This is a genomic window from Hymenobacter sublimis (assembly GCF_023101345.1).
GTDB classification, from domain to species: Bacteria; Bacteroidota; Bacteroidia; order Cytophagales; family Hymenobacteraceae; genus Hymenobacter; species Hymenobacter sublimis.
The window spans coordinates 1,476,995-1,499,502 of the sequence record NZ_CP095848.1; the positions used below are offsets into that span (position 1 = coordinate 1,476,995).

Here is a 22,508-nt window from a genome sequence, read left to right on the forward strand (position 1 = left end):
TGTGGCAATGTCAGCTAACGACCGTGAACAAAGTCGTTGTAATGCTAACCTGAGCCCCTCCCCACCGGGGAGGGGTTGGGGTGGGGTTTGCTAGTACACGTCCTCTAGGTAGCGGCGCGACTTGCGGAGCTGCTTGAGGTAGTCGGCGGCGTAGGCTTCGTCCTGGCCGCTTTCCTGACTGATGGCGGTGAGTAGGGCGCGTTGCACGTCGGCGGCCATGCGGTTTTTGTCGCCGCAGACGTAGAAGGTGGCGCCGTTTTCTAGTTCATGATAGAGGCGGCGGCTCTGCTCCAGTAGGCGGTGCTGGATGTAGACTTTTGCTTCCTGGTCGCGGGAGAAGGCTACGTCGAGGCGGTGGAGGGTGCCGCGCTTGAGGTGCTGCTGCCACTCGGTTTGGTAGAGGAAGTCGGTGGTGAAGTGGGGGTTGCCGAACACCAGCCAGTTCTGGCCCGAGGCGCCGGTTTCGGCCCGCTCTTCCACAAACGCCCGGAACGGCGCAATGCCGGTGCCCGCGCCCACCATGATAATGTTGGTGCTGGGGTCCTGGGGTAGCTTGAAATATTCGTTGCAGTCCACCCACACCCGGGCCGTGTCGCCGATGAGCAGGTGGTCGGCCTGGAAACTGGAGCAGGCGCCGTGCTTGTGGCGGCCGTTGCTCTGGTAGCGCACGGCGCCCACGGTGAGATGCACTTCTTCGGGGTGAGCCAGCAAGGAAGAGGCAATAGAGTACGCCCGGGCCGGCAGGGGCCGCAGCACCGCCGCCAGCTGCTGCCCCGACAGCTCCACCGGAAACTCCTGAAGCAAATCGGCCACATCACGACCGTAGAGGTAGGCGGGCAGTTGGGCTTTGTCGGCCAGGATTTCGCGCAGCTTAGGATAGTGCGGGGCCAGGGCGGCGTAGCGTTCCAGCACGTCGCGGGTCACGACGGAAAGTTCCAGGCGCTCCGTCAGGACGGTGGTCAGGTCCAGCTCCGAGCTTTCCAGGCGCACGGGGGCGGTAGCGTCCAGGCGGGCGGCATCCAGCACTTCCTGCACCAGGCCGGGGCGGTTGTGGGGCTGCACCATTAGGGCGTCGCCGGCCTCATACGCAATGCCCGAGCCCGCCAAGGAAAACTCCAGGTGGTAGGTTTCCTTGGTAGAGCCGCGGCCGTTGAGCTGAATCTTTTCCAGCAGCTCAGCCTCAAAGGGGTTGCGACTGGTATATTCTATCGGCTCCTCCAGTTCCACTTCCGCCCCGCCTATCAGGGCCTGAAGGGCAACGGGTTTTACCTGCGCATTGGCCGCTACCGGAGCCGCTACCTGCGGTGCTGGCTTGGCAAGTAGGCCCAGCACCTGCTCGGCCCAGCGGCGGGCTTCGCCTTCGAATTCTACGTCGCAGTCCACCCGCTCTAGGAGGCGTTTGGCGCCCAGCTCGGCCAGGCGCTGGTCGAACTCAAAACCGGTTTGGCAGAACTGTAGGTAGCTTTTATCCCCGAGGGCCAGCACCGCGAAGTGCAGCTCCGGCAGCTTGGGGGCGCGGTTGCTGAGCAAGAACTGGTGCAGCTCCTCGGCGGCAATGGGTGGGTCGCCTTCCCCCTGGGTACTCACCACCACCAGCAGTTGCTGCTCGGTTTTGAGGTCCTTGGTGGGGTAGTCGTTCATGTCGCGCACCGAGGCCGTTAGGCCGCGCTGCCGGGCCGCTTCGGCCACAATACCAGCCGCTTTCTTGCTGTTGCCGGTCTGGGAGCCGTAGAGAATGGTGAGGCTGGGAGCAGCCAGCGCCGCTGCTGTAACGGGCGCGGCGGCCGTAGCTGGGGCGCTGACGGCGGCATCCGTATCGGCGCCTACCCGGCCGTAGAGGTAGCCGCTCAGCCAGAGCAGTTGGCGGTCCGTAAGACCCGCCGTCAGCTGCTGCAGCGTGGCTTCATCAAAGCCGATGGGAAGAGTCAGGGAAGGGGAAGACATGACAAGAGGGATTCTGGCGGTGAAAAGCGCGAGGCTGAACAGAAAGTCTATTAGGCTACCTTGGCGTAGGAGGCGGGGGTAGTAACCGCAAAAGCGGCGGGCGGCAGCGTGGCCACCAAGCTGGCGGAAGTTGCCAGGCGAGTCACCTCGCCAATGATGATGATGGCCGGGGCGCCAATACCTGCTGCCGCGGCCAGGGCCGGCAGCTCCGCCACCGGGCCCGTTACCAGCTGAGCGTGGGGTAGTGTCCCGTTCTGCACGATAGCCGCCGGCGTATCAGCCTGCCCATGTCGGCTGAATACATCTACAATAGCATCCAGCTCGCCCAAGCCCATGAGTAGCACGGTAGTAGCCTGGGAACGGGCCGCCTCCGCCACGCTACCTGACAACTCGCCGGTGGCCGTGGTGGCTGTAATTACCCGGAATCCTTCGCTCAGGCCCCGGTGCGTCACCGGAATGCCCACACTGCCCGCCGCCGCTACTGCGCTGCTGATACCGGGCACGTAGTCAGTAGCCAACCCGTGCGCTTCGGCATACAGCATTTCCTCCCGACCCCGCCCAAACACAAACGGGTCACCGCCTTTTAGCCGCACCACGTGCCCGTAGCGGTGAGCGTACTCCACAATCAGGGCGTTGATTTCGTCCTGCGAGTGGCTGCGCATGCCCCGGCGCTTGCCCACCGGCACGGTTAGGGCCTCGGGGCGGGCGTGCTGGAGCAGGGCGTGATTGGCCAGGGCATCGTAGAGAATGACGTCGGCCTCGGCCAGCACCCGCGCGCCCTTGAGCGTGAGTAGCTCCGGGTCGCCAGGGCCGGCCCCGAGAACCGTAAGACGAGGTAGTTTGGTGAGGGGCATGGGGGTAGGAGAATGGTTGTCAGCAGAGTAGCTTGCTTGGGCCGCCTGGGCTCCGCCAAGAAGAGAGGCCCGAACGATGTAGAGATGCGACACTTCGCGTCTTGTCGTTGCTGACGTTGTGTATACTATGCGGTTCCTGGTCGTTCTGACGCCGAGACGCGAAGTGTCGCGTCTCTACATCGTTCGGGCCTCAACAAGCGAGATGCTTCCTGCGTCAGCCTGACGTTCGGCTGGCGTCACCTTAGATCGAAAAAGCTACCGGCGGGCCGATAGGTAGGGTGAAGTACTCCGAGTTAGCCGCTTCCACTAGGCCGGCGGCAACGGTATCGCCGGTAAGTTCATCGACTAGGATGAAGGAGCCGGAGGCGCGGTTTTCGAGGTAGGTATCCACGGCCAAAGGCAGGGCCGTTTTCAGCCGCACCCGCACGATGTCGTTGAGTTGGGCAGAGTCGGCGGCGTTGCGGGCGAAGGTGTGCACGTTCACCTTGTAGAGGATGGCCGGAATGGCCGCCTTCAACAGGGCCGAGTGGTGCTGCACCAGCAACTTACGGCCGGGCCACAGGGGCTGCTCGCTCATCCAGCACAGGGTGGCTTCCAGCTCGCGGGTGAGGGTAGGGGCCTCGGCCAGCGGCACGATGGAGTCGCCGCGGCTCACATCCACGTCGTCGCGCAGGCGGAGGACGACGGCCTGCGGCGCGGAGGCTGTTTCTACTTCCTGCTGACTTACTTCAATGGCCTCAATTTCCGACTCCAGGCCCGAAGGCAGCACCTTTACCCGGTCGCCGCGGCGGTACTGGCCGCTCTGAATCTGGCCGGCGTAGCCGCGGTAATCGGGCAGCTCGGCAGTCTGGGGACGGATGACGTATTGCACCTGGAAGCGGGCCGGAGCGGCGGTTTCCGAAGCGCCGGGCACGCTTTCCAGGTGTTCGAGCAGGCTCGGGCCTGCGTACCAGGGTAGGTGCACCGAGCGCTTCACCACGTTGTCGCCGTTGAGGGCGCTGAGCGGAATAGCCGTGGCCGCGGGCAGGTTGAAATGGTTGGTCAGCTCGGCGTAGTCGGTGGCAATTCGGGCGAAAACGGCTTCGTCGTAGCCCACTAAATCCATCTTATTCACGGCCAGCACAAAGTGGCGGATGCCGAGCAGGGCGGCAATAAGCGTGTGGCGGCGGGTTTGCTCAATGACACCCTGGCGGGCATCCACCAGCACAATGGCCAGGTCGGCGTTGCTGGCGCCGGTTACCATGTTGCGGGTGTACTGCACGTGGCCCGGCGCATCGGTGATGATGAACTTGCGACGCGGGGTAGTGAAATACTTGTAGGCCACATCAATGGTGATGCCCTGCTCGCGCTCGGCCCGCAGGCCATCCGTCAGCAAAGCCAAATCCACGGTGCCGTTGGAAGCCTGCCGCTTTTCCAGCGCCGCCAGCACGTCCAGCGACACGGATTCGGAATCGTAGAGCAAGCGGCCAATCAGCGTGCTTTTGCCATCGTCCACGCTGCCGCAAGTGATAAATCGAAGAAGGTCCATTTGTTTAGACATGAGACTGTGAGACATGAGAAGTGAGATGGGTGAGTTCGAAAAAGAGGGTGGTCGACAGGTGCAAAGCCGGAACTGTCTCACCTCTCATGTCTCACAGTCTCACTTCTAATAATCAGAAATAGCCGTTGCGCTTCCGGTCTTCCATGCCGGCTTCGGAGATGTTGTCGTCGAGGCGGGTGGCGCCCCGCTCGCTCACTTTGGCTAGCAGCAGGTCCTGGATGATGTCTTCCACGGTGCTGGCGTCGCTTTCCACGGCGGCGGTACAAGTCGAGTCGCCCACGGTGCGGAAGCGTACCTGCCGGGTCACGATTTCGTCGTCCTCATCGAGGCGCAGGTGCTCGGAAAGGCCCAGGAGTTGGCCGGTGGGCAGCACCACGCAGCGGCGCTCGTGGCCGAAGTAGATGTCGGGCAGGGCAATGTTTTCGCGCTGAATGTAGCGCCAGACGTCCAGCTCCGTCCAGTTCGAAATCGGGAATACGCGCACGTTCTCACCTTTTTGAATGCGGCCGTTGTACACGTTCCAGAGCTCGGGGCGCTGGCGCTTGGGGTCCCACTGCCCAAACTCGTCGCGGACGGAGAAGATGCGTTCCTTGGCGCGGGCCTTCTCCTCGTCGCGGCGAGCCCCGCCGATGCAGGCGTCAAACTCAAACTCCTCGATTACCTCCAGCAGCGTGTAAGTCTGCAGCGGGTTGCGGCTGGGGTATTTGCCGCCCGGCTCGCGCAGGCGCTGCCGCTTGATGGTATCTTCCACCTTGCGCACAATCAGCTTTTCGCCCAACTGTTCGGCTAGTTGGTCGCGGTAGGCTAGCACTTCCGGGAAGTTGTGGCCGGTATCTACGTGCACCAGCGGGAAGGGGAAGCGGCCGGGCCGAAAGGCTTTTTCGGCCAAACGCGTCAACACGATGGAGTCTTTGCCACCCGAGAACAGCAGGGCTGGGCGCTCAAATTGGCCGGCTACTTCCCGCAGGATGTGGATGGCTTCGGCTTCGAGCCGGTCGAGGTAATCAAAAGAGGAAGTACTCATGTAGTTCTGGATGTCAGTTCTTAGCGCCGGAAAGTGTCCGTGTGACCCCACCCCAACCCCTCCCCGGTGGGAAGGGGCTTCGGTTACTTTGGTTTGGCAACGCTACCAGTCAAAATCGTTGTGGTACTAGCATAAGCCCCTCCCCACCGGGGTGGGGTTGGGGTGGGGTCACACGGGCTCTACCACCGGGTCGGGGCCATTGTGGTGGGCGGTGGCGTGCAGGCCACACTCTTTGGCCGAAAGGTCTTCCCACCACCAGCGGCCAGCGCGGAAGTCCTCGCCGGGGCGGATGGCGCGGGTGCACGGGGCGCACCCAATGCTCACGAAGCCCTGTTGGTGCAGCGTATTCACCGGCACGTTGTGTTCCTTGGTGAAGGCCACGGCTTGGTCCCAGGTCCAGTCGAACAGGGGGTGAATCTTCACCAGGTTGTGGGCCACGTCCCATTCCACCGGGTCCATGGTTTGGCGGTTTTGCGACTGCTCGGCGCGGATGCCCGTAACCCAGGCCGCCTTGCCAGCCAGGGCCCGATTCAGGGGTTCCACCTTGCGAATAAAGCAGCATTCCTTGCGGTTATCCACGCTTTCGTAGAAGCTATTCGGGCCTTTCGCTAGCATCAGCTGCTCTACATTTTCCCGCTGGGGGTAGTACACCGCAATGGGCTGGCCGTACTTCAGCAAGGTCTTATTCCAGGTGGCGTAGGTTTCCTGAAAATTGCGGCCCGTGTCGAGGGTGAACACCTGAATGGGCAACTCGTGGGCAAAAATCAGGTGGCTGATGAGTTGGTCTTCTAGACCGAAGGAGGTCGAGAAAACGGCTTGCTCGGGGAAGTACTCCGCCACGAGGCGCAGCCGCTCCAAGGCCGAAGCCTGGATTAGCCGGGGGCGCAGGTCGTCCAGCAACGCGTGGACGGCCGGCGCAGCAGTTGCTGCGGACATATCAGAAGAAAGGAAGGGAAACCGACGTTGTAGGCGCGGATTTCAGCCAAACAAAGGCCCTGGCACAGGATAGCGGCGCTGCTACGGGCAGCAACTAGCTAGAAAACAGCCGGGCGAAAAGGTGGGCGTGCGCCGAAACCTGACTACACGAAAGAGCCGTGTCAGCCGCGTAGCAGGGCGCACAAACCAGAAGAAAGGAGGTTGGAAGCGCTTAGCAACAACACGGCATGCCCAACATGGCACAACACCCATGCTGTAGTGCAGAGGCGGTGGCGGATGCGGCGGCGGAGTTGGACAAGCGGTTCACGGCTAGTTGTTTTTATATGGTCAGGAGTTGGCACCGTTTCGGATGGTCCGCTGGTTGCCGGCGTTTCGTCGAGCCTGTCTCTCCGCGCCTCTGTATAAAAACAATCCTTTGTGGGTAAAGAATTGGTAGGGCAAAAGTAGTGGTCAGAATTTTACACTACCAAATTTTATTTTTTCTGCAGTAGCGTTTTCCCAGCCCGGACGGGTCACTACAGCGAGAGTGGTAGGACTAGACGGGAGGGCGTGCCTAGCGGAAATATTGAAAATTGCTGGGGTCGTTTGCTAGCTGCATTAACTACCCCTTTTTTAGCTGAAACCAGCCATTGAAATAAGATAGGTACGGAAAGCTACAACTCTGCAGTTGCCGTTTGAGCGTAGTTTGATCTTAAGAACTATATGCGGATTGTACAACTTTACTTTTCTGAAAAACGCGCCCGAAGTTTTTCTAAAAATAAAGTGGCTTCGGGTGAAGATTTAGTAGCCAAAATCAGGGTAGCGTAGGCCACGGTTAGCACGGTGGAGCGCAACAGCATAGTGAGTAGTGACGAAGCCAGCGTGGGCATGAGCCAGCCAGCTACCCCGGCAACGGCCGCAATGCCCAGAATCAACGGGATGCGCCACGTAAACGGCTGCATGCGGTAGCTGTGCCACACAAACCAGGTACGGGCCACATTGATGCTTACCTGAGCCACGCAGGCAGCTACCGCAGCCCCCACCATGCCCAGGCGCGGAATCAGTAATCCGTTGAGTAGAATAGTAAGCACGGCCAGCGACACGTTGAAAATCAGATCGTAGCGGTAGCGGGGAGAGGTTACCACCATCAAGCCGTTGACGCCCGTGATGCCGTCGAAGAGTTTGCTACCCAGTAACAGCAGCACTACCACCGTGCCTTCGGCGTAGCGGGCATTGCGCATCAGGGAGTAGATAAAGTCCAGGTTCAGGCTGATACCCAGAAATAAAAAACAACCCAACAGTGTGTTGAGGCGGGTAGCGCGGCGGTAGAAATCGGCCATGCGGGGCAGATCCTGCTGCTTCCAATAGTCGGCCAACAGGGGAAAGGCTATCTTGTTGAGCGAGCGAGCCGGAATAGCCAGGGCCGTGCTAATGTTGCTGGCCACCACGTAAATGCCAGCCGCCGCCACGCTCACCTGCGCGCCTACCATCAAGGTATCAATGTACAGGATAATACTGCCCGACAGGCTTCCGAGCAGAGTAAAGGCGCCCATGCCCAGCATCTCGCGCAGGGGCCGTACCGCGAGTACCTGCCGCGTAGGTCGCCAGTGCAGCTCCCCAATGGCGGCTACGTAACCCGTTAGCAGCAGGGCCAGGGCGCTGTTCACGCCCACAAACCACAACACATAACCCGTAAACGAGAGGTAGCCCAAGCCAAACAGAAACGCACCCGCTACAATCAGAACCCGCAGCAGAATATCCTGCACGAAGGAGGAAAAAGCCGTGTGATACAGCGCCTTTAAGTAGGCGTCCTGCACCGAGTACAGCATGGTGAAGAAGGCCAGCACGGCGCCCCAGGTGTAGTAGGGCGCGAGCAGGGGCGCATCGCGGCCGTACCAGGGCAGGAGCAGGGGTTCCCCCAGGAAATACAGGGCCGTGACTACGGCAAATCCTAGCAAGGGCACGCCCACAAGTAGCGGCAGAAACCCCCGGTGGCCCGATTCCGGGTGGCGGAAGTAGGGAAAAAACCGGATGCCCACGCTGGCAAAGCCAAAGGCCGCAATTTGGGCGTACAGCGTGGCTACTGAGGCTAGCGTGGCCGTCACGCCCAACTGCTGGGGCTCCAGAAAATTAGGCAGCACCAGGGCCGTGCTTACAAAGCCTAGCGCCAGCCCGATGTAGGAAATAATGGTGTTGCGCAGCCCCTGCCGCTGAACGATACCCAAGTGGTGAACTAGTGAGGTGGTAAGGTGGTGAGATGGTAAACTAGTGAAATGGTGAGGTTGACGTTCTGTTTGCACAAGTGACGCCATCTGAACATCAACCTCACCTTTTCACTAGTTCACCATCTCACAGACATCCTGGCCGTTAACGAAGGCCACGTTGCGGCTGCGAAGGTACTCCATGATTTCGGCGAACTGGCGGGGGCCCGTGGTTTCGTTGGCCGGGTCAAAGTTCTCGTTGTGCCAAAGCACCGTGCATACGCCGCCAAACCGCTCAATTTCCTGCAGCATGGGCGTCAGGGCTGGCAGAATTTCCGCCGGGGCTAGCTGCAGGTAGCGCGGATGGTGGAGAGTAGCGTCCATCACGTTGAGCGGAATTTCGAGAAATTTAGATGTCTGAATAGAGTTTTTTGGTCCCAGGGTAAAGAAAGCCGGTGCTTCTGATAGTAGCGTATAGAGCCTCATTTGCGGAGGATTAACAGTAAAAGAATCAGCATTAAAATTGAAAGGATAGAACGGCAGGCAGTAGGAATTTCGAAAGCCAAAGTGCTCGGCGAAGCCTAGTGTCGAGTCATAAGTGAAATTATCCATACTGAGTAAGGTGGGAGTAATGCGTGGCTCCCAACTCAGATAATGGAATCGGATACCGCTACACGGTACCGGAATTTTAAGCCAATCGGTTTTTAGCTTTCCTCCATGCATTGCCGTGCCCAGACCTGCGTGCAGACCTACTTCCGCATCTTGGATAGCGGCTGCGGCTTTAGGCCACACCTTCCGCAGTTTGTAATCGGCGTTAGGTGTACCGCTTGCGGCCGGCCGGTGTTCAGGTAAGAAGAAGAACGTGCTTTTGGCCCCGTAGCTGGTCACCGTTTCCTGCACCTGTTGGAGGTTGTCCCAGGCGTCGGGGGTAGTGAAATGTCGCCACAGCTGGCGCCCGAAACTTAAGAGCCGGCCTTGGCGCAGAGCAGCTTTGGCGGGCGCTTTCCAGGCGCTCTGCAAGTTGTCGACGTCGTGGGTGATGAAGGCGGCCCAAGTGGCGCCATTGGGCCAGCAGCGGGGCCGTAGGGATTTACCTGAAACGTGCTCGACGGCGGTTTTCAGTACGTCGAAATAGTAGTTTACCACCGGAATAGTCACGAAGCCATAGCGGTGCTGCACGCTGGCGGCGTAGGGGAAGCGGCCGTGCTGGTCCCGTTCTTCTGAAAAAAACTCCTGCCAGCCGCTAAGCAGGTAGAAAGCTGCCGAAAGGATGTCGGCGTGAATAAGCGCGTGGCCGTTAGAAAGCAGCTCTAAAAGTGGTTTCTGCGGCTCAGAATCAAAGAAAATGGGAATTTGCTGACCCTGCCACTCCCGCCAAGTAGGTTCCGGGGGGTAGGGCTGCTGCTGCTTGAAAAAGCTCCCGGCGGCTTCTGCTATTTCAATGTGCGGCTGCGTGTGAGCGTAGCCGATAGAAACCAGTGGCACGACTTCATACGCCAGTCGGAAGTGCCGAAGCACGTAGGCAATGCGGGTTTCTGCGGCAACAGGAGCCACTGCGGGAAGCGGGGGAGGCAGCATAGCTGCAAAGTAAGCCAGATGGCGCAACTCTATCTTCCTCCTCTAGCCGCCGCGTTACGTGGTGACAGTTGGGGTAGGGGCCGCTTTGCCCAGCCACTCGGAAAGCAACCGTGCGGCCCGCTGTTGGCTATGACCTTCGTCGGGCGTGCCGAGGGTAGCGTTGTAGTAGGCCGCCCGGTGGTACAAATCAGCGGGTTTGTGCTGCTGGTAGCGCCGGAGCAGTGCCGAGAGTTCGGGCAGGGTGTGGGCACGCTCCACGAGGCCGTGGGCGACATAGCCGTAATAATCCTCGGCCACGCCGTGGGTGCCAAAGCGGAAGTAGATACTGGCCAAGTTGAGCAGGGTAGCCTCCAGGTGAGTACTCGTGTCGGCGGCAATTAGAGCGTCGTGTTCGGCCAGAAACTCGAATACGGTTTGCTGGCGGGCATCGGAAAAATGGAGCTGCGGATACTGACGGCGCAGAAAGGAAAAGTCGCGCGTGTCGCCGGGGTGGGGGCGCAAGGTGAAGATGAGACCCGAAAACTCACGCAGCAGGTGGTCTACCGCCGCCGCTACTGCTTCCGCGTCATCGAGGGTGTTGATGGCTATGGCTACCCGTTGCACGGTGGGGTTCTGGTTTTTACGCGCCAGAAACGCATCAGCCTTGGGCATGCCCACTAGTTCGGTGCGCCCATAAACCGGACCGCACTGCCGGTATTTATCCAACGCATCCTGCCCTTCCAGCAGGCTAAAATCAAAACCCAACGGCGGGAAGTTGGTGCTTACGCTGGCGTGCTGCACGTAGGCCGTGGGCACGCCGCAAGCGCGGGCCGCCAGCAGCAGGGCCCGGGCGTCGTCGTTGTGGTCGTTGGCGAAGACGATGGCGCGGGGCCGGTAATGGCGCAGGGCCCGCACGTACACCTCGTAGTACCCAATGGCGTTGAAAATCAGGTCGAAAAAGCGCCACGCCCGCGGGCCTTCCGTGCGCTTCAACCCGTAGTACACCCCCAGAAATTGCCCGTAATACAGCAGTTTCCGCCGCAACGATAAGCGGTTTACTGCCTGGTTGTAACGCCCAATCTGCTTGCTCTGACCCGCCACCAGCACGCTCCCCGGTAGGGCCTCCCGCAGGAAATGCAGGGAGTCATAGTTGTTCTGGCTGACCACGTACAGCCACACGGCGCCGTGCAATTGCTCTGGGTTGCGCACCGGCCGAAACAGGTTGCCTACCAGCCGCAGGCCGGCGTATCCCAGCACCTTCGCCAGGCGCTTCCACGGACTGGCCGGGGAAATAGTCGCTAGCATATGCGGCGGCAGGGACGCAAACAGGTCGGTGAAACGCAGTTGCAGAATGTCGCGCAGGCGGGCAGTGGCGGAGTCGGGCATGATGCACAAAAATAGCGCGCCACCCGGGAGCAGCGCGCCATCAGAAAGCTTGCGTTATGGAATATTACAGGGCAGCCCAGGTGAGCGGGGTGCCGGCGCTCAGGTTTTGGCGGGCCGGCTTGCCCAAGAGCTGATCGTAGTAGCGCGGAGGCAGCCCGTCGCCGGGCCGCACCACCCGCAGGTTGTCCTTGGTGAACACCTCACCGCTGGCAATATCCTGGGCTACATACAAGGAGCGTTTGTAGAGGCGGCTTTTCTCCTCGGCCCGCTGCACGCCGTACTGCACCTGGCCCAGGGCCTGCCAAGCGCGTTCCGTTTCGGTAACTAATTGGGCTACTTCTTCCGGCTCCAGGGAAAAAGCGGAGTCTACACCGCCATCGGCGCGGCGCAGGGTCACGTGCTTTTCTACCACGCACGCGCCCAGGGCCACGGCGGCCACGGCCGCGCCTACCCCCATGGTGTGGTCGGAGAGGCCCACCAGCGCATCGGGGAAAAGCTGCTGGAAGTGGGGCAAGGTGCGCAGGTTGGTGTTCTGGGGCGTGGCGGGGTAGGTGCTTGTGCACTTCAGCAGCACTAGCTCGCGGCAACCAGCCTCGCGCAGCACCTGTACGGCCTCCGCTACCTCGGCCAGCTGACTAGCTCCGGTGCTCATAATCACGGGTTTGCCTGTGGCTGCTACCCGGCGGAGCAACGGCCAATCAGTATTCTCGAAGGAGGCAATTTTATATGCCGGCACGTCCAGGGTTTCCAGGAAATCGACGGCGGTTTCGTCGAAGGGCGAGCTGAAAGCCAGCATCCCGTGCTGCCGGGCCCGGTCGAACAGGGGCTTGTGCCACTCCCAGGGCGTGTGGGCTTCTTGGTAGAGCTCGTGCAGCTCCCGGCCGTACCACAGGGAGTTGGGGTCGTCGATGCGGTAGGCGCCGGGCAGCGTCATAGTATCGGCGGTATAGGTCTGGAGCTTGATGGCGTGGGCACCGGCCGCCGCCATGGCATCCACAATAGCAAGGCCGCGGTTCAGGTCCTGGTTGTGGTTGCCGCTGAGTTCGGCAATAATAAGCGGCGGCTGATCGGGGCCAATGAGACGGGAGCCGAGAGAAAAATTCATGCGTAAAAATACAAGGTGCGGATGGATTCGTCGCCGCCGCTGCTAGGCCGCGCCAACCCCGCACCAGACATAGGTAAGTGAGGCGTCATCGGCTGGGGCTGGCCGGCGGTAAAAACCGGCCCGTTCAAATGCGTGCACCGAGGCGACATTGGCCGGTTGAACGTGGCCTACCACGTGGCGCACTGCCGGAAACTGCGCCAGCAGGCGGCGAGTGCCTGCCAGCAGCAGCAGCGGCGCCAAGCCTCGGCCCCGGAAACCAGCATCCAGCAAATAGCTTAGCGTAGCCTCTTGCTCGCCCTCCGTAACCGCAAACCGAATCAGGCCGGCCGGCCGCCCCGTAGCCGCATCCTGGGCCAGTAGCAACAGGGCGTTGGGGTCCTGCAACCGAGCGTTCAGCCACTGCTCATGGTCGGGCCGGGCAACGAGAGTGGGGTTGAATGAAAACTGCCGGACCGCCGGCTCGTTGGTCCAGGTTAGCAGCTGCTCAGAATCGGCGGCCGTAACGGGGCGCAGGTGAAAGGGGGCCGCCGGCAAGGGAAGGGCCCGAAACTCCTGGCGCAGCCGGGCGGGAGCCAAGCCATCGAAAACCCGCTGTTGCTGCTGGCGCAGGCGGCTGGTCAGGCGCTCAGCCTCCGGCGAGGTCAGCACGTTGGCGGCTGAGGTGTAGGGTAGGGCCAGGCCGGCACTGCGCAGGTAAAAGTCAATATCCCGCTGATTATCAACCGTGGCCAGCACAAATAGCAGCCCGCCCCCGGCCGCGGCGTACTCGTAGCTGACGGTGCTAGCTGAGCACACGGCCGCGCCGCATTGCCGCATCAGCGCCGCCAGCTCCGGGCCCGACAGGTTGCGGTGCAGTTGGAGCCGGGGTTGCTCCTCGGCCCAGGCACTCAGGCCGGTCCAGCCCAGGTAGGCCCCGCCCACCACCGCGTGCACCAGCCGCACCGAAGGCAAGGCCAGCAGCTCGGCGGTTATGCGCTGGGTTTGGTGGGTTGGGTCGGCCCCGCCCAGGCACACCAGCACGGTATCGGGCAGGGCAGCGCCCGACATAGAGCTGGGGCTAGTGCGAAACGCTTCCCGCAAGGGAGCAAATGCCGGCCCACTAAGCAGGCGGCCGCCCGGCTGGCGCAGCTCGTACTGTTGCAGCGTCAGGCCCCCGGCCGGGTTCAGAATCAGGTCGGCCGCTAACGGAAAAGCGTGCAAGTCATCCAGATACACCAGGCGGGCGACGGCACCGCGCACCGTGTTCTGGTAGTCGTAGCGGAAATCGTAGCCATCCAGCACCAGTACATCAGTCGGGCGCAGTTCTTGGCGCACCAGCCAGGCGGCTTCTTCGGGCAGGGGCTGGCTGGGCAGCTCCCGCAGCTGCAGCCCAGCCGCCCGCAACTGCTCAGCCAGGGCTGGGTCGGGCTCCCGAATCAGAAAAATCTGCTCCGCGAAAACTGGCCGCAGAATTCCCGCCAGGGCTAGCAGCCGCATTACATGCCCCAGCCCGATGCGGGAATTCCCATCGGCGCGCAGAATCAGGCGGACAGGCGGCGCGGCACGGCGGGCAGCAGAATGGGGAGGGGCTGAAGTTTCCATGCCGCGAAGGTAGAAACTCACCCGAAGCTGGCGTGCGGGCAAGACCTAGTCAGACTTTCTTCTGCTCGATGTGGGCATTCAGCGCAACCAGCTCGGGGTGGGCGTCCAGCAAAGCAATCAGTTCATTTCCCGACAGTTCCGCCGCCCGGTAGTCCTCAATCAATGTTTTGATTAGCGCGAAATCATCGGGTGTGTCAACCGTGAGGCGGTAGGTGCTGCGGTCCTCGGGGCGGCGCACATGGCTAAACGTCACCCGGCCGGAGCGGTTCTGGTGAATGTAGGGAGTCACATGTTCCCGTTCGGCGGGCAGGGTAGCGGCCCGGAAGGCTTCCTCCAGTAGCTCCCGGGAAAAAATCTCGAAGTCAAACCCCCGCGGAAACGTGCGTTCCAGCACATTAGAGAGGTAAAGCCGCGGATTATTCGCCGCCCGATACTGCTCTACGGCTTGCCCAATCAACTGCCCATCTAGCAGCGGGCAGTCGGAGGTTACGCGCACAACAACGTCCAGATCGTGCTCCTGCGCGCACTGCTGGAAGCGGGCCAGCACGTCGTCTTCGGAGCCGCGGGTGCAGGGTAGGGCGTGCTGCTGAGCGTAGGCCGCCAGAGCATCATCAGTGGCATTGGCGGTAATGGCTAAGTAAAGCGGCTGCTGGCTCTGCTGCAGCCGCTCGACGTGGTAGTCCAGCAAGGGCCGGCCGGCGGCGTGGTGTAGCACCTTGCCCGGCAGGCGCGTGCTGGTCATGCGGGCCTGGGAGATAATGCCGACTTTGGTCAAGGGAGGAATAGGTGAAAGGTGAGGCGGGGAGGGTTACGTCGCTACCCCACAAACTCTCGGATGCAGTCAAGTACATACAACTGCTCTTCATCGGTGAGGCTGGGAAACAGCGGGATGCTGAGGCAGTGGGCGTAATAGGTTTCGGCCAGGGGAAAGTCGCCGGGTTGCCAGCCGAACTGCTGGTAGTAGGGCATGGTGTGCACCGGGATATAATGAACCTGGGCGAAAATCTGGCGGGTGCGCAGGAAATCGTATAGCCCTTTGCGGTCGGCTACCTGAATAACGTAGAGGTGGTAGGCATGGCCGGCGGCGGGCAGTAGGGGCTGTACGCCGGGCATTTCGGCAAAAGCGGCATCGTAGCGGGCGGCCAGCGCGCGGCGGCGGGCCAGGCCTTCGTTGGCGCGGGTGAGCTGGCTGATGCCCAGGGCGCAGAGCATGTCGGGCAGGCGGTAGTTGTAGCCCAGTTCCTGCATTTCCATGTACCAGCCGCCCTCGTTGCGACTCATCTGCGCGGGCTCCTTGGTGATGCCGTGGGTGCGCAGGCGCAGCAGGTGCTCGTAGAGGTCGGGGCGGTTGGTGGTAATCATGCCGCCCTCGCCAGTAGCAATGTGCTTGACGGGGTGGAAGCTAAAAATGGCCAGGTCGGCAAACTGCCCATTGCCACAGCGCTGCTCCTGGCCCTGGCTGTCGGTGAAAAAGCCGCCCGGCGCGTGGCAGGCATCCTCAATCATCCACAAGCCAAACTCCTCACAAAGCTGACGCGCTTCCTCCAGATTCACCGGCAGGCCCGCAAAATCAACCGGAATCAGGCCGTGGAAATGGCCCTTGGGGTGACTTTCCAACAGACGGCGCACGGCTTTCAAGTCAAGCAGAGCAGTAGCCGGGTCGATATCGGCAAAATGCACCTCACCGCCGCAGTAGCGCACGCAATTGGCCGAGGCCGAGAAGGTAATGGAGGTAGTAATCACGCGCTGGCCGGGCTGCACGCCCAGGGCCAGGGCACACAGGTGCAGGGCCGCCGTGCCGTTGGCTACCGCTACCGCGTACTTCGCTCCCACGTAGGCGGCAAACTTCTCCTCAAACTCCGCCACTTTGGGGCCCTGGGTGAGGTAGTCGGAGTAGAGCGTTTCCGTGACGGCCTGCACGTCTTCGGGGGTGATTTGCTGGCGGCCGTAGGCAATGGGGCGGGTAGGAACGAAGGAGGTAGCTGGCATAGTAGACTCAAAGGTAGCTGGTGCCAGAACAACTCGGAAAGCAAAAAAGGCCGCTTTCCTCAGAAAACGGCCTTTACTTTTGCTAAAGCGACGATACTACACCGCGAACCCCGCGTCCACGTGCAGGCGGATTTCCTCCCGAATCTGCTCGGCGTCCATCCACTCGGTGTTGTTGCTGGAGTCGTAATGGAAGCCGGGCTCCACGCGGCGGCCCCCGAAGTGCTTGATGAAGTCGTCGACGTCCCAGCGCGGGGTAAAGGGCAGGATAACGTAGTACTTATCCAGCTCCACGGTGCTCAAGGCGTCGGTTTCGGTAATCATTTCCTCGTGCAGCTTCTCGCCGGGCCGGATGCCCACAATTTCCTGGCGGCAGTCGGGACCGATGGCCTTGGCTACCTCCGTGATTTTGTAGCTCGGAATCTTGGGCACAAAAATCTCCCCGCCCCAGCTGTGCTCCAGGGCATAAAGTACCAAGTCCACGCCTTCCTCCAGGGAGATGTTGAAGCGGGTCATGTCGGGGTGGGTGATGGGTAGTACGCCGGTGTGGCGGCGCTGCAGGAAGAACGGCACCACCGAGCCGCGGGAGCCGATTACGTTGCCGTAGCGTACCACCGAGAAGCGCAAGTCGCGGGAGCCCTTCATGTTGTTAGCGGCCACAAACAGCTTGTCGGAGCAGAGCTTGGTGGCGCCGTAGAGGTTGATGGGGGCGGCGGCTTTGTCGGTGCTCAGGGCTACCACGTCCTTTACCCCGCAGTCTAGGGCGGCGTTAATCACGTTTTCGGCCCCGAAGATGTTGGTTTTGATGCACTCCATCGGGTTGTACTCGGCAGCGGGCACTTGCTTGAGGGCCGCGGCGTGCACAATAATGTCGATGCCCTCGCAGGCTCGCTTCATGCGCTCCGCATCGCGCACGTCGCCAATGAAGTAGCGAATGGCCGGGTACTGCGAGTGGGGGAAAATCTGCGACATCTCGAACTGCTTCAGCTCGTCGCGGGAGTACACCACCAGGCGCTTTACCTGGGGGTATTTCTCGAACACCGTCTGCACGAACTGCTTACCGAACGAACCGGTGCCGCCGGTTACCAGAATGGATTTATGATTGAGGTCGAGGGCCATTGGAAGTAATGAGGTGAGGAGGAGAAGAGGTGAAACGCCACCTGAACCTGACCTCCGGGGGTAAGGAGGGCAAAAGTAGACATTCCGCCCGGAGCTTGCGTACTTTTGTAGTTCGGACAGAAAGGGTGCTTCCTGTCCTGCTTAATCTGGCGTCTGCGAAGTTGAAGCATCTCTCCCGCTTCGTTGCAGCAATAATTCACCGAAGCGGGAGAGATGCTTCATTTCGCTCAGCATGACGCCTCCTTCTCCTGCTTCTTCCCCCGCCTTACCTCACCCCGTAAAAGTTATCATCTGGGATTTGGATGATACCTTCTGGAAGGGCACGCTCTCGGAAGGCGCGGTAGAGGCGCTAGAGGAGAACGTACAGCTAGTGCGCGACACGGCCGCGCGCGGCATTGTGCACACCATCGTTTCCAAAAATGATTTTGCTCCCGCCGAGGCCAAGCTCGTGGAACTAGGCATCCGCGAGCTGTTCGTGTTTCCGCAAATCAGCTGGCAGCCCAAGGGCCCGATTATCAAGCAGTTGCTGGAGCAGATGCAGCTACGCGCGCCCAACGCTCTGTTCCTGGACGATAACTCCATGAACCGGGCCGAGGCTCAGTACTATAACTCTGAATTGCAGGTAGCCGACCCCGCCGACCTGCCCGCGCTGGCCCCCCAGCTGCGGGCCACCGGCAAGCCCGACCCCACGTTTTCGCGTCTGGAGCAGTACAAGCTGCTGGAGCGCCAGCAACAGGCCCGCACCCAGTACAACGACAACCTGGCCTTCCTGCACGACGCACAAGTGCGCATCGAGTTTCGCGAGGGTGAGGCCATACTGCCCGATCTGGACCGGATAGAGGAACTCATCAACCGCTCCAATCAGCTGAATTTCACCAAGCGTCGCGTTAGGAAAGAAGAGGTGCAGGCTAGTCTGGAAGATTCAGCCCGCCGCTGGGGCACCGTGCGCGTGCACGACCGATTCGGGGACTACGGGCTAGTAGGCGTCTATTGCCTCAATACTGAAACGGAGCAGTTGGAGCAACTCGTGTTTTCCTGCCGCATCCTGCATCTGGGCGTGGAGCAGTTCACCTACGCCCACTTGGGCTTTCCGGCCCTGGAAGTGCAGGGCGAGGTAGCCACCCACCTGAATACCACGGAAAGCCCCGACTGGATTACCATAGTAGACCCTACTAATGCGCCGAAGGTAGCAGCCAGCTCGGGAGTAGATGTCAAGGCGCCCGCCGAGGCACGGCTGCGGGTGCTGCTCAAAGGAGGTTGCGACCTGGGCCAGCTGACGCCTTTTCTGCAGGCCTTCGAGCTGGACGTGGTAGAGGAGTTCAACTACAATAATGAAAACCAGATTCCAGTGCACCTGGAGCACACGGCCCTGCTGCGGGCTGGGCGCGAGTGGCCGGCAGCGGAGCAGCAGCGCCTGGCCGCCGCGCTACCCTTCCTCGGCCGGGAATCCTTCGAAACCCAACTGTGGCAGGCCAGCTACGATGTGCTGGTGTACAGCCCCCTGATGGACTATACCCAAGAGCTGTACCGTGAAAAGGTCACCGGCCGCGCCATTCCCTTCGGCGGCTACCAGAACCTGACTACGGTGGAGCCCGCGGCGCAGGCTGCGAAGTACACGCAGCGCCGGTTTCAGGGTATGAGTGAGGATTTTCTGCGCCAATTTCAGCAGGAATTCGAGCTAGTAGGCCAGATTACGCCGGCTCAATTCACCGAAAACCTGCAGTGGCTACGGGCCCAGGTGCCCGAGCAGGTGCCTATTTTCTTTCTTAATGGTGCTGAAATTGACGTGCCAGGCTCCGGCGAAACCGGAGCCGCTGAGCGTCACATCGTAATGAACCGGGCGCTGGCTGCGTTTGCCGCCGCTGCGCCTAACTGCTACGTACTAGACGTACGCGACTTCGTGCATACCCCCGCCGACGTAACCAACAACCTGCGCCACTACCACCGCCAGCACTACCGTACTCTGGCCCAGCGCCTCGCCACGGCCATTGGTGAGTGGCGCGGCCAGCACCTAGCCCATTCCTCCTGGACCGACCTGAAAGCCCGGGCCGCAAGCCTAGTGCCTGGCAAGCTGCGCGGGCTGTTTAAATAATACCCTCATGGCAGGCAGCGCGACGCCATGATAAACCAGCGTACCCTCTATTTCGCTGCTATGACCTTAGCCAACTGCTCCGTTAGGGCCCGGCGGGAATAACGGGTATAACCAGTGCCCGCAAGGTCGAGGTTGGGGTTGCGCTGCCACTGGGCGACCAGGGTTTCCAGCCGCGCTAGCATGGCCGCGTAATCCGTGTAGGGCAGAGCCGGACCCGCGCCGCATTCTTGGAGCAGGGTATCGGCATCGGAGCCGCTGGGGCCCACGCACAGGATGGGCTTGCGCGCGGCTAGGTATTCGAATACTTTGCCGGGCAAAATTCCCCGGTTATTTGCCACGTCCGGAATAGCCATCAGCAGCACCGTGCTGCGCAATAAATAGCCCACCGATTCATCGTGGGGCACAAACGGAATAAACTCTGTCTGTTCCCTGAGGCCCGCGGCCACCACCTGCTGCCGCAGTCCATCCGATACTTTGCCCACGAAGCGCAGGCGCAGCGGTACCTGGGGGTAGCGGCGGGCGCACTCGGCGCCGGCTGCCAGCAGCTGCTCAATGTGGTAGGTTTCCGAAATCGTGCCGGTATGGGTGATGAGCAGGGCATCCTGGGGTGGCGTGCTAGGCTGGCGGAAATCGGCCTCGTCGTAACCATTGGGTAGCACCTGAATCTTTTCGGGCGCAATGCGGGCTGATTTATGCTGGAACAGACGCTTGGTGCTGGGGCTGGTAACCAGCACGGCATCAGCCTGTTCCAGTACCTGCCGCTCGTAACGGGCATCAAGCCAGCGGGCTGGGGGCAGGTGGTTGAGTTCCTTATAGTAGTAAATGTCGGTCCATGGGTCGCGCATGTCGGCCAGCCAGCGCAGGCCGTAGCGGCGCCTCAACTCCAGGCCAATGAGCTGGGTAGAGTGCGGGGGCGAGCTGGTCAGGACGGCGTCAAACTGCTCGCCGGCGGCCAGCAGGTCGGCTACGGTTTGGAGCACGTAGCGGTTCCAGCCCCGGCGGGCATCGGGAATGAACAGGTTGCCCCGCACAAATTTGAACAGCTGCTGCACGAGGCTGGTTTTGCTTTCGCCCACGAAGCCCCCGTAGGGCACCTGCTGGCGGCCCGTGAGCTTTTTGTAGCTGTCGAAAGGCTCAAACGTATCGGTCCGGATGACTCGCACCTGGGGCGGCACATCGGCGGCCAGTGAATGGTCTAATACGGGGTAGGCGCCCTGGCTGGCATCCACGGTAAGCACGGTGGACTCTACCCCGAACTGGGGCAGGTGCTTTACGAATTTAAGGCTGCGCTGTACGCCGGCCCCGCCAGAGGGCGGCCAGTAATACGTAATAACAAGCAGGCGAAGCGGACGAGCAGCGGACACGGGCACAGGTGAGGGTAGCAAGGAAGCCGCGAAGGTACGCACCTGCGGCCTTTCGGGGTTTTCTGGTTACTTTTGGAGGCTGAACCCGGTTTCTCTTCCGTACACTGCTCTATGGCTGCCGATTACACCGACCTACTGGCCCTCATGGGCGACGTCTTGCGCGCCGTGGACCGGCAGACCGAGGAAAATAAGCGCAATATCGATGACTTAGGCAACCGATTTGAAGCCATCTTCAACCGTTTCGCCGAGGCTACTTCGGATGGTTTTTCCCGCATGGAAAAGAAGATTGACGGCGTCAAGGAAGAAGTGGCCGGGCTGCGCACCGATGTGCAGCAGATTGACCAGCGGCTGGCCCGGGTAGAAGCCAGCCAAGCCACCCAGGCCGATATGCTGCACCGCCTGGAGGTACTGGAAAGCATTGTGCTCCGCAAGGCTTCCTAACTAAACTCAGCCCATTATTACATCAAAAATCAGCACATCAACCGATGTTCGATAATCTCAGTACCAAACTCGACCGGGCTTTTAAGACGCTTAAAGGCCAAGGTAGCATCACCGAAATCAACGTTGCCGCCACCGTAAAGGAAATCCGCCGCGCCCTCGTGGACGCCGACGTGAACTACAAGGTAGCCAAGGAGGTAACCGATAAAATCAAGGACGAGGCCATGGGCCGCGACGTGCTCATCAGCGTGTCGCCGGGCCAGTTGATGACCAAAATCGTCTATGATGAGCTGACCCAGCTCATGGGCGGCGAAAAGCAGGACATTGTCATCAAGGGCGAGCCGGCTGTGGTGCTGCTCTCAGGCCTGCAGGGCTCGGGTAAAACCACCTTCGCCGGTAAGCTAGCCAGCCACATCAAAAAGCAAGGCCGTAACGTGCTGCTAGTGGCCTGCGACGTGTACCGCCCCGCCGCTATCGACCAGCTGAAAGTGCTGGGTGAGCAGGTAGGTGTGGAAGTGTACTCGGAGCCGGAAAACAAGAATCCGGTGCAGATTTCGCAGAACGCCATCGAGTTTGCCCGCAAGAACAACAAGAAGGTCGTTATCATTGACACCGCCGGCCGCTTGGCCGTGGATGAGCAGATGATGGCCGAAATTGAGCAGGTGAAGCGGGCCATCAACCCGTCCGAAACCCTGTTCGTGGTGGACTCCATGACGGGTCAGGACGCCGTGAACACGGCCAAGACCTTCAACGACCGGCTGAACTTTGATGGGGTAGTCCTGACCAAGCTCGACGGTGACTCGCGCGGTGGCGCGGCTCTCTCGATTCGGGCCGTGGTGGAGAAACCCATCAAGTTCATTTCCACGGGCGAGAAGATGGAAGCCCTGGACCTGTTCTACCCCGACCGGATGGCCCAGCGCATCCTGGGCATGGGCGACGTGATTTCGCTGGTAGAGCGGGCCCAGCAGCAGTTCGACGAGGAAGAGGCCAAGCGCATCAACCAGAAGATTCGCAAAAACCAGTTCAACTTCGACGACTTCCTCTCCCAGCTAGAGCAGATCAAGAAGATGGGCAACCTGAAGGATCTGGTGGGCATGATTCCGGGCATGGGCAAGGCCCTGAAGGACGTGGAAATCGACGATGATGCCTTCAAGCCAATTGAGGCCATTATCAAGAGCATGACGCCGAAGGAGCGGGCTCAGCCCGAGCTGCTAAACGGCTCCCGTCGCCGCCGCTTGGCCAAAGGCTCGGGTACTGACATTCAGCAGGTTAACAACTTGATGAAGCAGTTCGAGGACATGCGCAAAGTGATGCGCACCATGAACAAGATGAGCCAGACCAAAGGCGGCATGCAGCAAATGGCCCGTATGATGGGCATGAAAGGCCCTATCCGCTAGCCAGT

17 protein-coding genes and 1 riboswitch are annotated in these 22,508 nt (G+C 60.8%); of the genes, 3 read left to right on the forward strand and 14 right to left on the reverse strand.

The annotated features are described in order from the left end of the window. Positions 1-90: 90 nt before the first annotated feature. From MWH26_RS06225 to pseB, 13 genes are all read right to left on the reverse strand, one after another. Entirely contained in the window at positions 91-1,944 is a 1,854-nt protein-coding gene (locus tag MWH26_RS06225) for an assimilatory sulfite reductase (NADPH) flavoprotein subunit (RefSeq protein ID WP_247976513.1), read from the reverse strand. Between the two features lie 50 nt (positions 1,945-1,994). Next, complete coding sequence (cobA, locus tag MWH26_RS06230; protein WP_247976514.1) at positions 1,995-2,798, reverse strand: uroporphyrinogen-III C-methyltransferase; 804 nt, start codon at positions 2,796-2,798, stop codon at positions 1,995-1,997. Positions 2,799-3,039: 241 nt separating this feature from the next. Further along, positions 3,040-4,353 (reverse strand): sulfate adenylyltransferase subunit 1, encoded by a 1,314-nt coding sequence (locus MWH26_RS06235; RefSeq protein ID WP_311136885.1) that lies wholly within the window; start codon positions 4,351-4,353, stop codon positions 3,040-3,042. A gap of 97 nt (positions 4,354-4,450) precedes the next feature. Further along, positions 4,451-5,362, reverse strand: coding sequence for a sulfate adenylyltransferase subunit CysD (gene cysD, locus MWH26_RS06240; RefSeq protein WP_247976515.1), 912 nt, complete (start codon positions 5,360-5,362; stop codon positions 4,451-4,453). A 168-nt stretch (positions 5,363-5,530) separates the two neighbouring features. Further along, complete coding sequence (locus MWH26_RS06245) at positions 5,531-6,298, reverse strand: phosphoadenylyl-sulfate reductase (RefSeq protein ID WP_247976516.1); 768 nt, start codon at positions 6,296-6,298, stop codon at positions 5,531-5,533. Between the two features lie 316 nt (positions 6,299-6,614). After that, positions 6,615-6,706: riboswitch (SAM riboswitch) on the reverse strand. 311 nt (positions 6,707-7,017) lie between these two features. Beyond that, positions 7,018-8,502, reverse strand: coding sequence for a lipopolysaccharide biosynthesis protein (locus MWH26_RS06250; protein ID WP_247976517.1), 1,485 nt, complete (start codon positions 8,500-8,502; stop codon positions 7,018-7,020). Between the two features lie 111 nt (positions 8,503-8,613). Further along, complete coding sequence (locus MWH26_RS06255) at positions 8,614-10,056, reverse strand: DUF7033 domain-containing protein (protein WP_247976518.1); 1,443 nt, start codon at positions 10,054-10,056, stop codon at positions 8,614-8,616. Positions 10,057-10,110: 54 nt separating this feature from the next. Further along, on the reverse strand, positions 10,111-11,421 hold the full coding sequence (locus MWH26_RS06260; RefSeq protein ID WP_247976519.1) for a glycosyltransferase family protein: 1,311 nt from the start codon (positions 11,419-11,421) through the stop codon (positions 10,111-10,113). 64 nt (positions 11,422-11,485) lie between these two features. Continuing rightward, on the reverse strand, positions 11,486-12,526 hold the full coding sequence (gene pseI, locus MWH26_RS06265) for a pseudaminic acid synthase (RefSeq protein ID WP_247976520.1): 1,041 nt from the start codon (positions 12,524-12,526) through the stop codon (positions 11,486-11,488). 42 nt (positions 12,527-12,568) lie between these two features. Further along, the gene (pseG, locus tag MWH26_RS06270; RefSeq protein WP_247976521.1) at positions 12,569-14,107 is read right to left on the reverse strand and encodes a UDP-2,4-diacetamido-2,4,6-trideoxy-beta-L-altropyranose hydrolase; all 1,539 of its coding nucleotides are present in this window, start codon (positions 14,105-14,107) and stop codon (positions 12,569-12,571) included. Positions 14,108-14,156: 49 nt separating this feature from the next. Next, a complete protein-coding gene (locus MWH26_RS06275) occupies positions 14,157-14,882 on the reverse strand; it encodes a cytidylyltransferase domain-containing protein (protein ID WP_247976522.1) in 726 nt (241 codons plus the stop codon). A gap of 41 nt (positions 14,883-14,923) precedes the next feature. Next, a complete protein-coding gene (gene pseC / locus MWH26_RS06280) occupies positions 14,924-16,096 on the reverse strand; it encodes a UDP-4-amino-4,6-dideoxy-N-acetyl-beta-L-altrosamine transaminase (protein WP_247976523.1) in 1,173 nt (390 codons plus the stop codon). Positions 16,097-16,192: 96 nt separating this feature from the next. Continuing rightward, complete coding sequence (pseB, locus tag MWH26_RS06285; RefSeq protein ID WP_247976524.1) at positions 16,193-17,212, reverse strand: UDP-N-acetylglucosamine 4,6-dehydratase (inverting); 1,020 nt, start codon at positions 17,210-17,212, stop codon at positions 16,193-16,195. Between the two features lie 232 nt (positions 17,213-17,444). Here pseB and MWH26_RS06290 point away from each other — a divergent pair, with 232 nt between their 5' ends. Further along, positions 17,445-19,304 (forward strand): hypothetical protein, encoded by a 1,860-nt coding sequence (locus MWH26_RS06290; RefSeq protein ID WP_247976525.1) that lies wholly within the window; start codon positions 17,445-17,447, stop codon positions 19,302-19,304. A gap of 47 nt (positions 19,305-19,351) precedes the next feature. Here MWH26_RS06290 and MWH26_RS06295 read toward each other — a convergent pair whose 3' ends face one another. Further along, positions 19,352-20,668 carry a glycosyltransferase family 4 protein gene (locus MWH26_RS06295; RefSeq protein ID WP_247976526.1) on the reverse strand — a complete coding sequence of 439 codons (1,317 nt, stop codon included), beginning with the start codon at positions 20,666-20,668 and terminating at the stop codon, positions 19,352-19,354. Positions 20,669-20,779: 111 nt separating this feature from the next. Here MWH26_RS06295 and MWH26_RS06300 point away from each other — a divergent pair, with 111 nt between their 5' ends. Both MWH26_RS06300 and ffh read left to right on the forward strand, forming a co-directional pair. Beyond that, positions 20,780-21,109: a hypothetical protein gene (locus MWH26_RS06300; protein WP_247976527.1), complete on the forward strand. Its 330-nt coding sequence runs from the start codon at positions 20,780-20,782 to the stop codon at positions 21,107-21,109. Between the two features lie 44 nt (positions 21,110-21,153). Then, positions 21,154-22,503, forward strand: a complete 1,350-nt coding sequence (ffh, locus tag MWH26_RS06305) for a signal recognition particle protein (RefSeq protein WP_188557493.1) — start codon at positions 21,154-21,156, stop codon at positions 22,501-22,503. Positions 22,504-22,508: the final 5 nt, after the last annotated feature.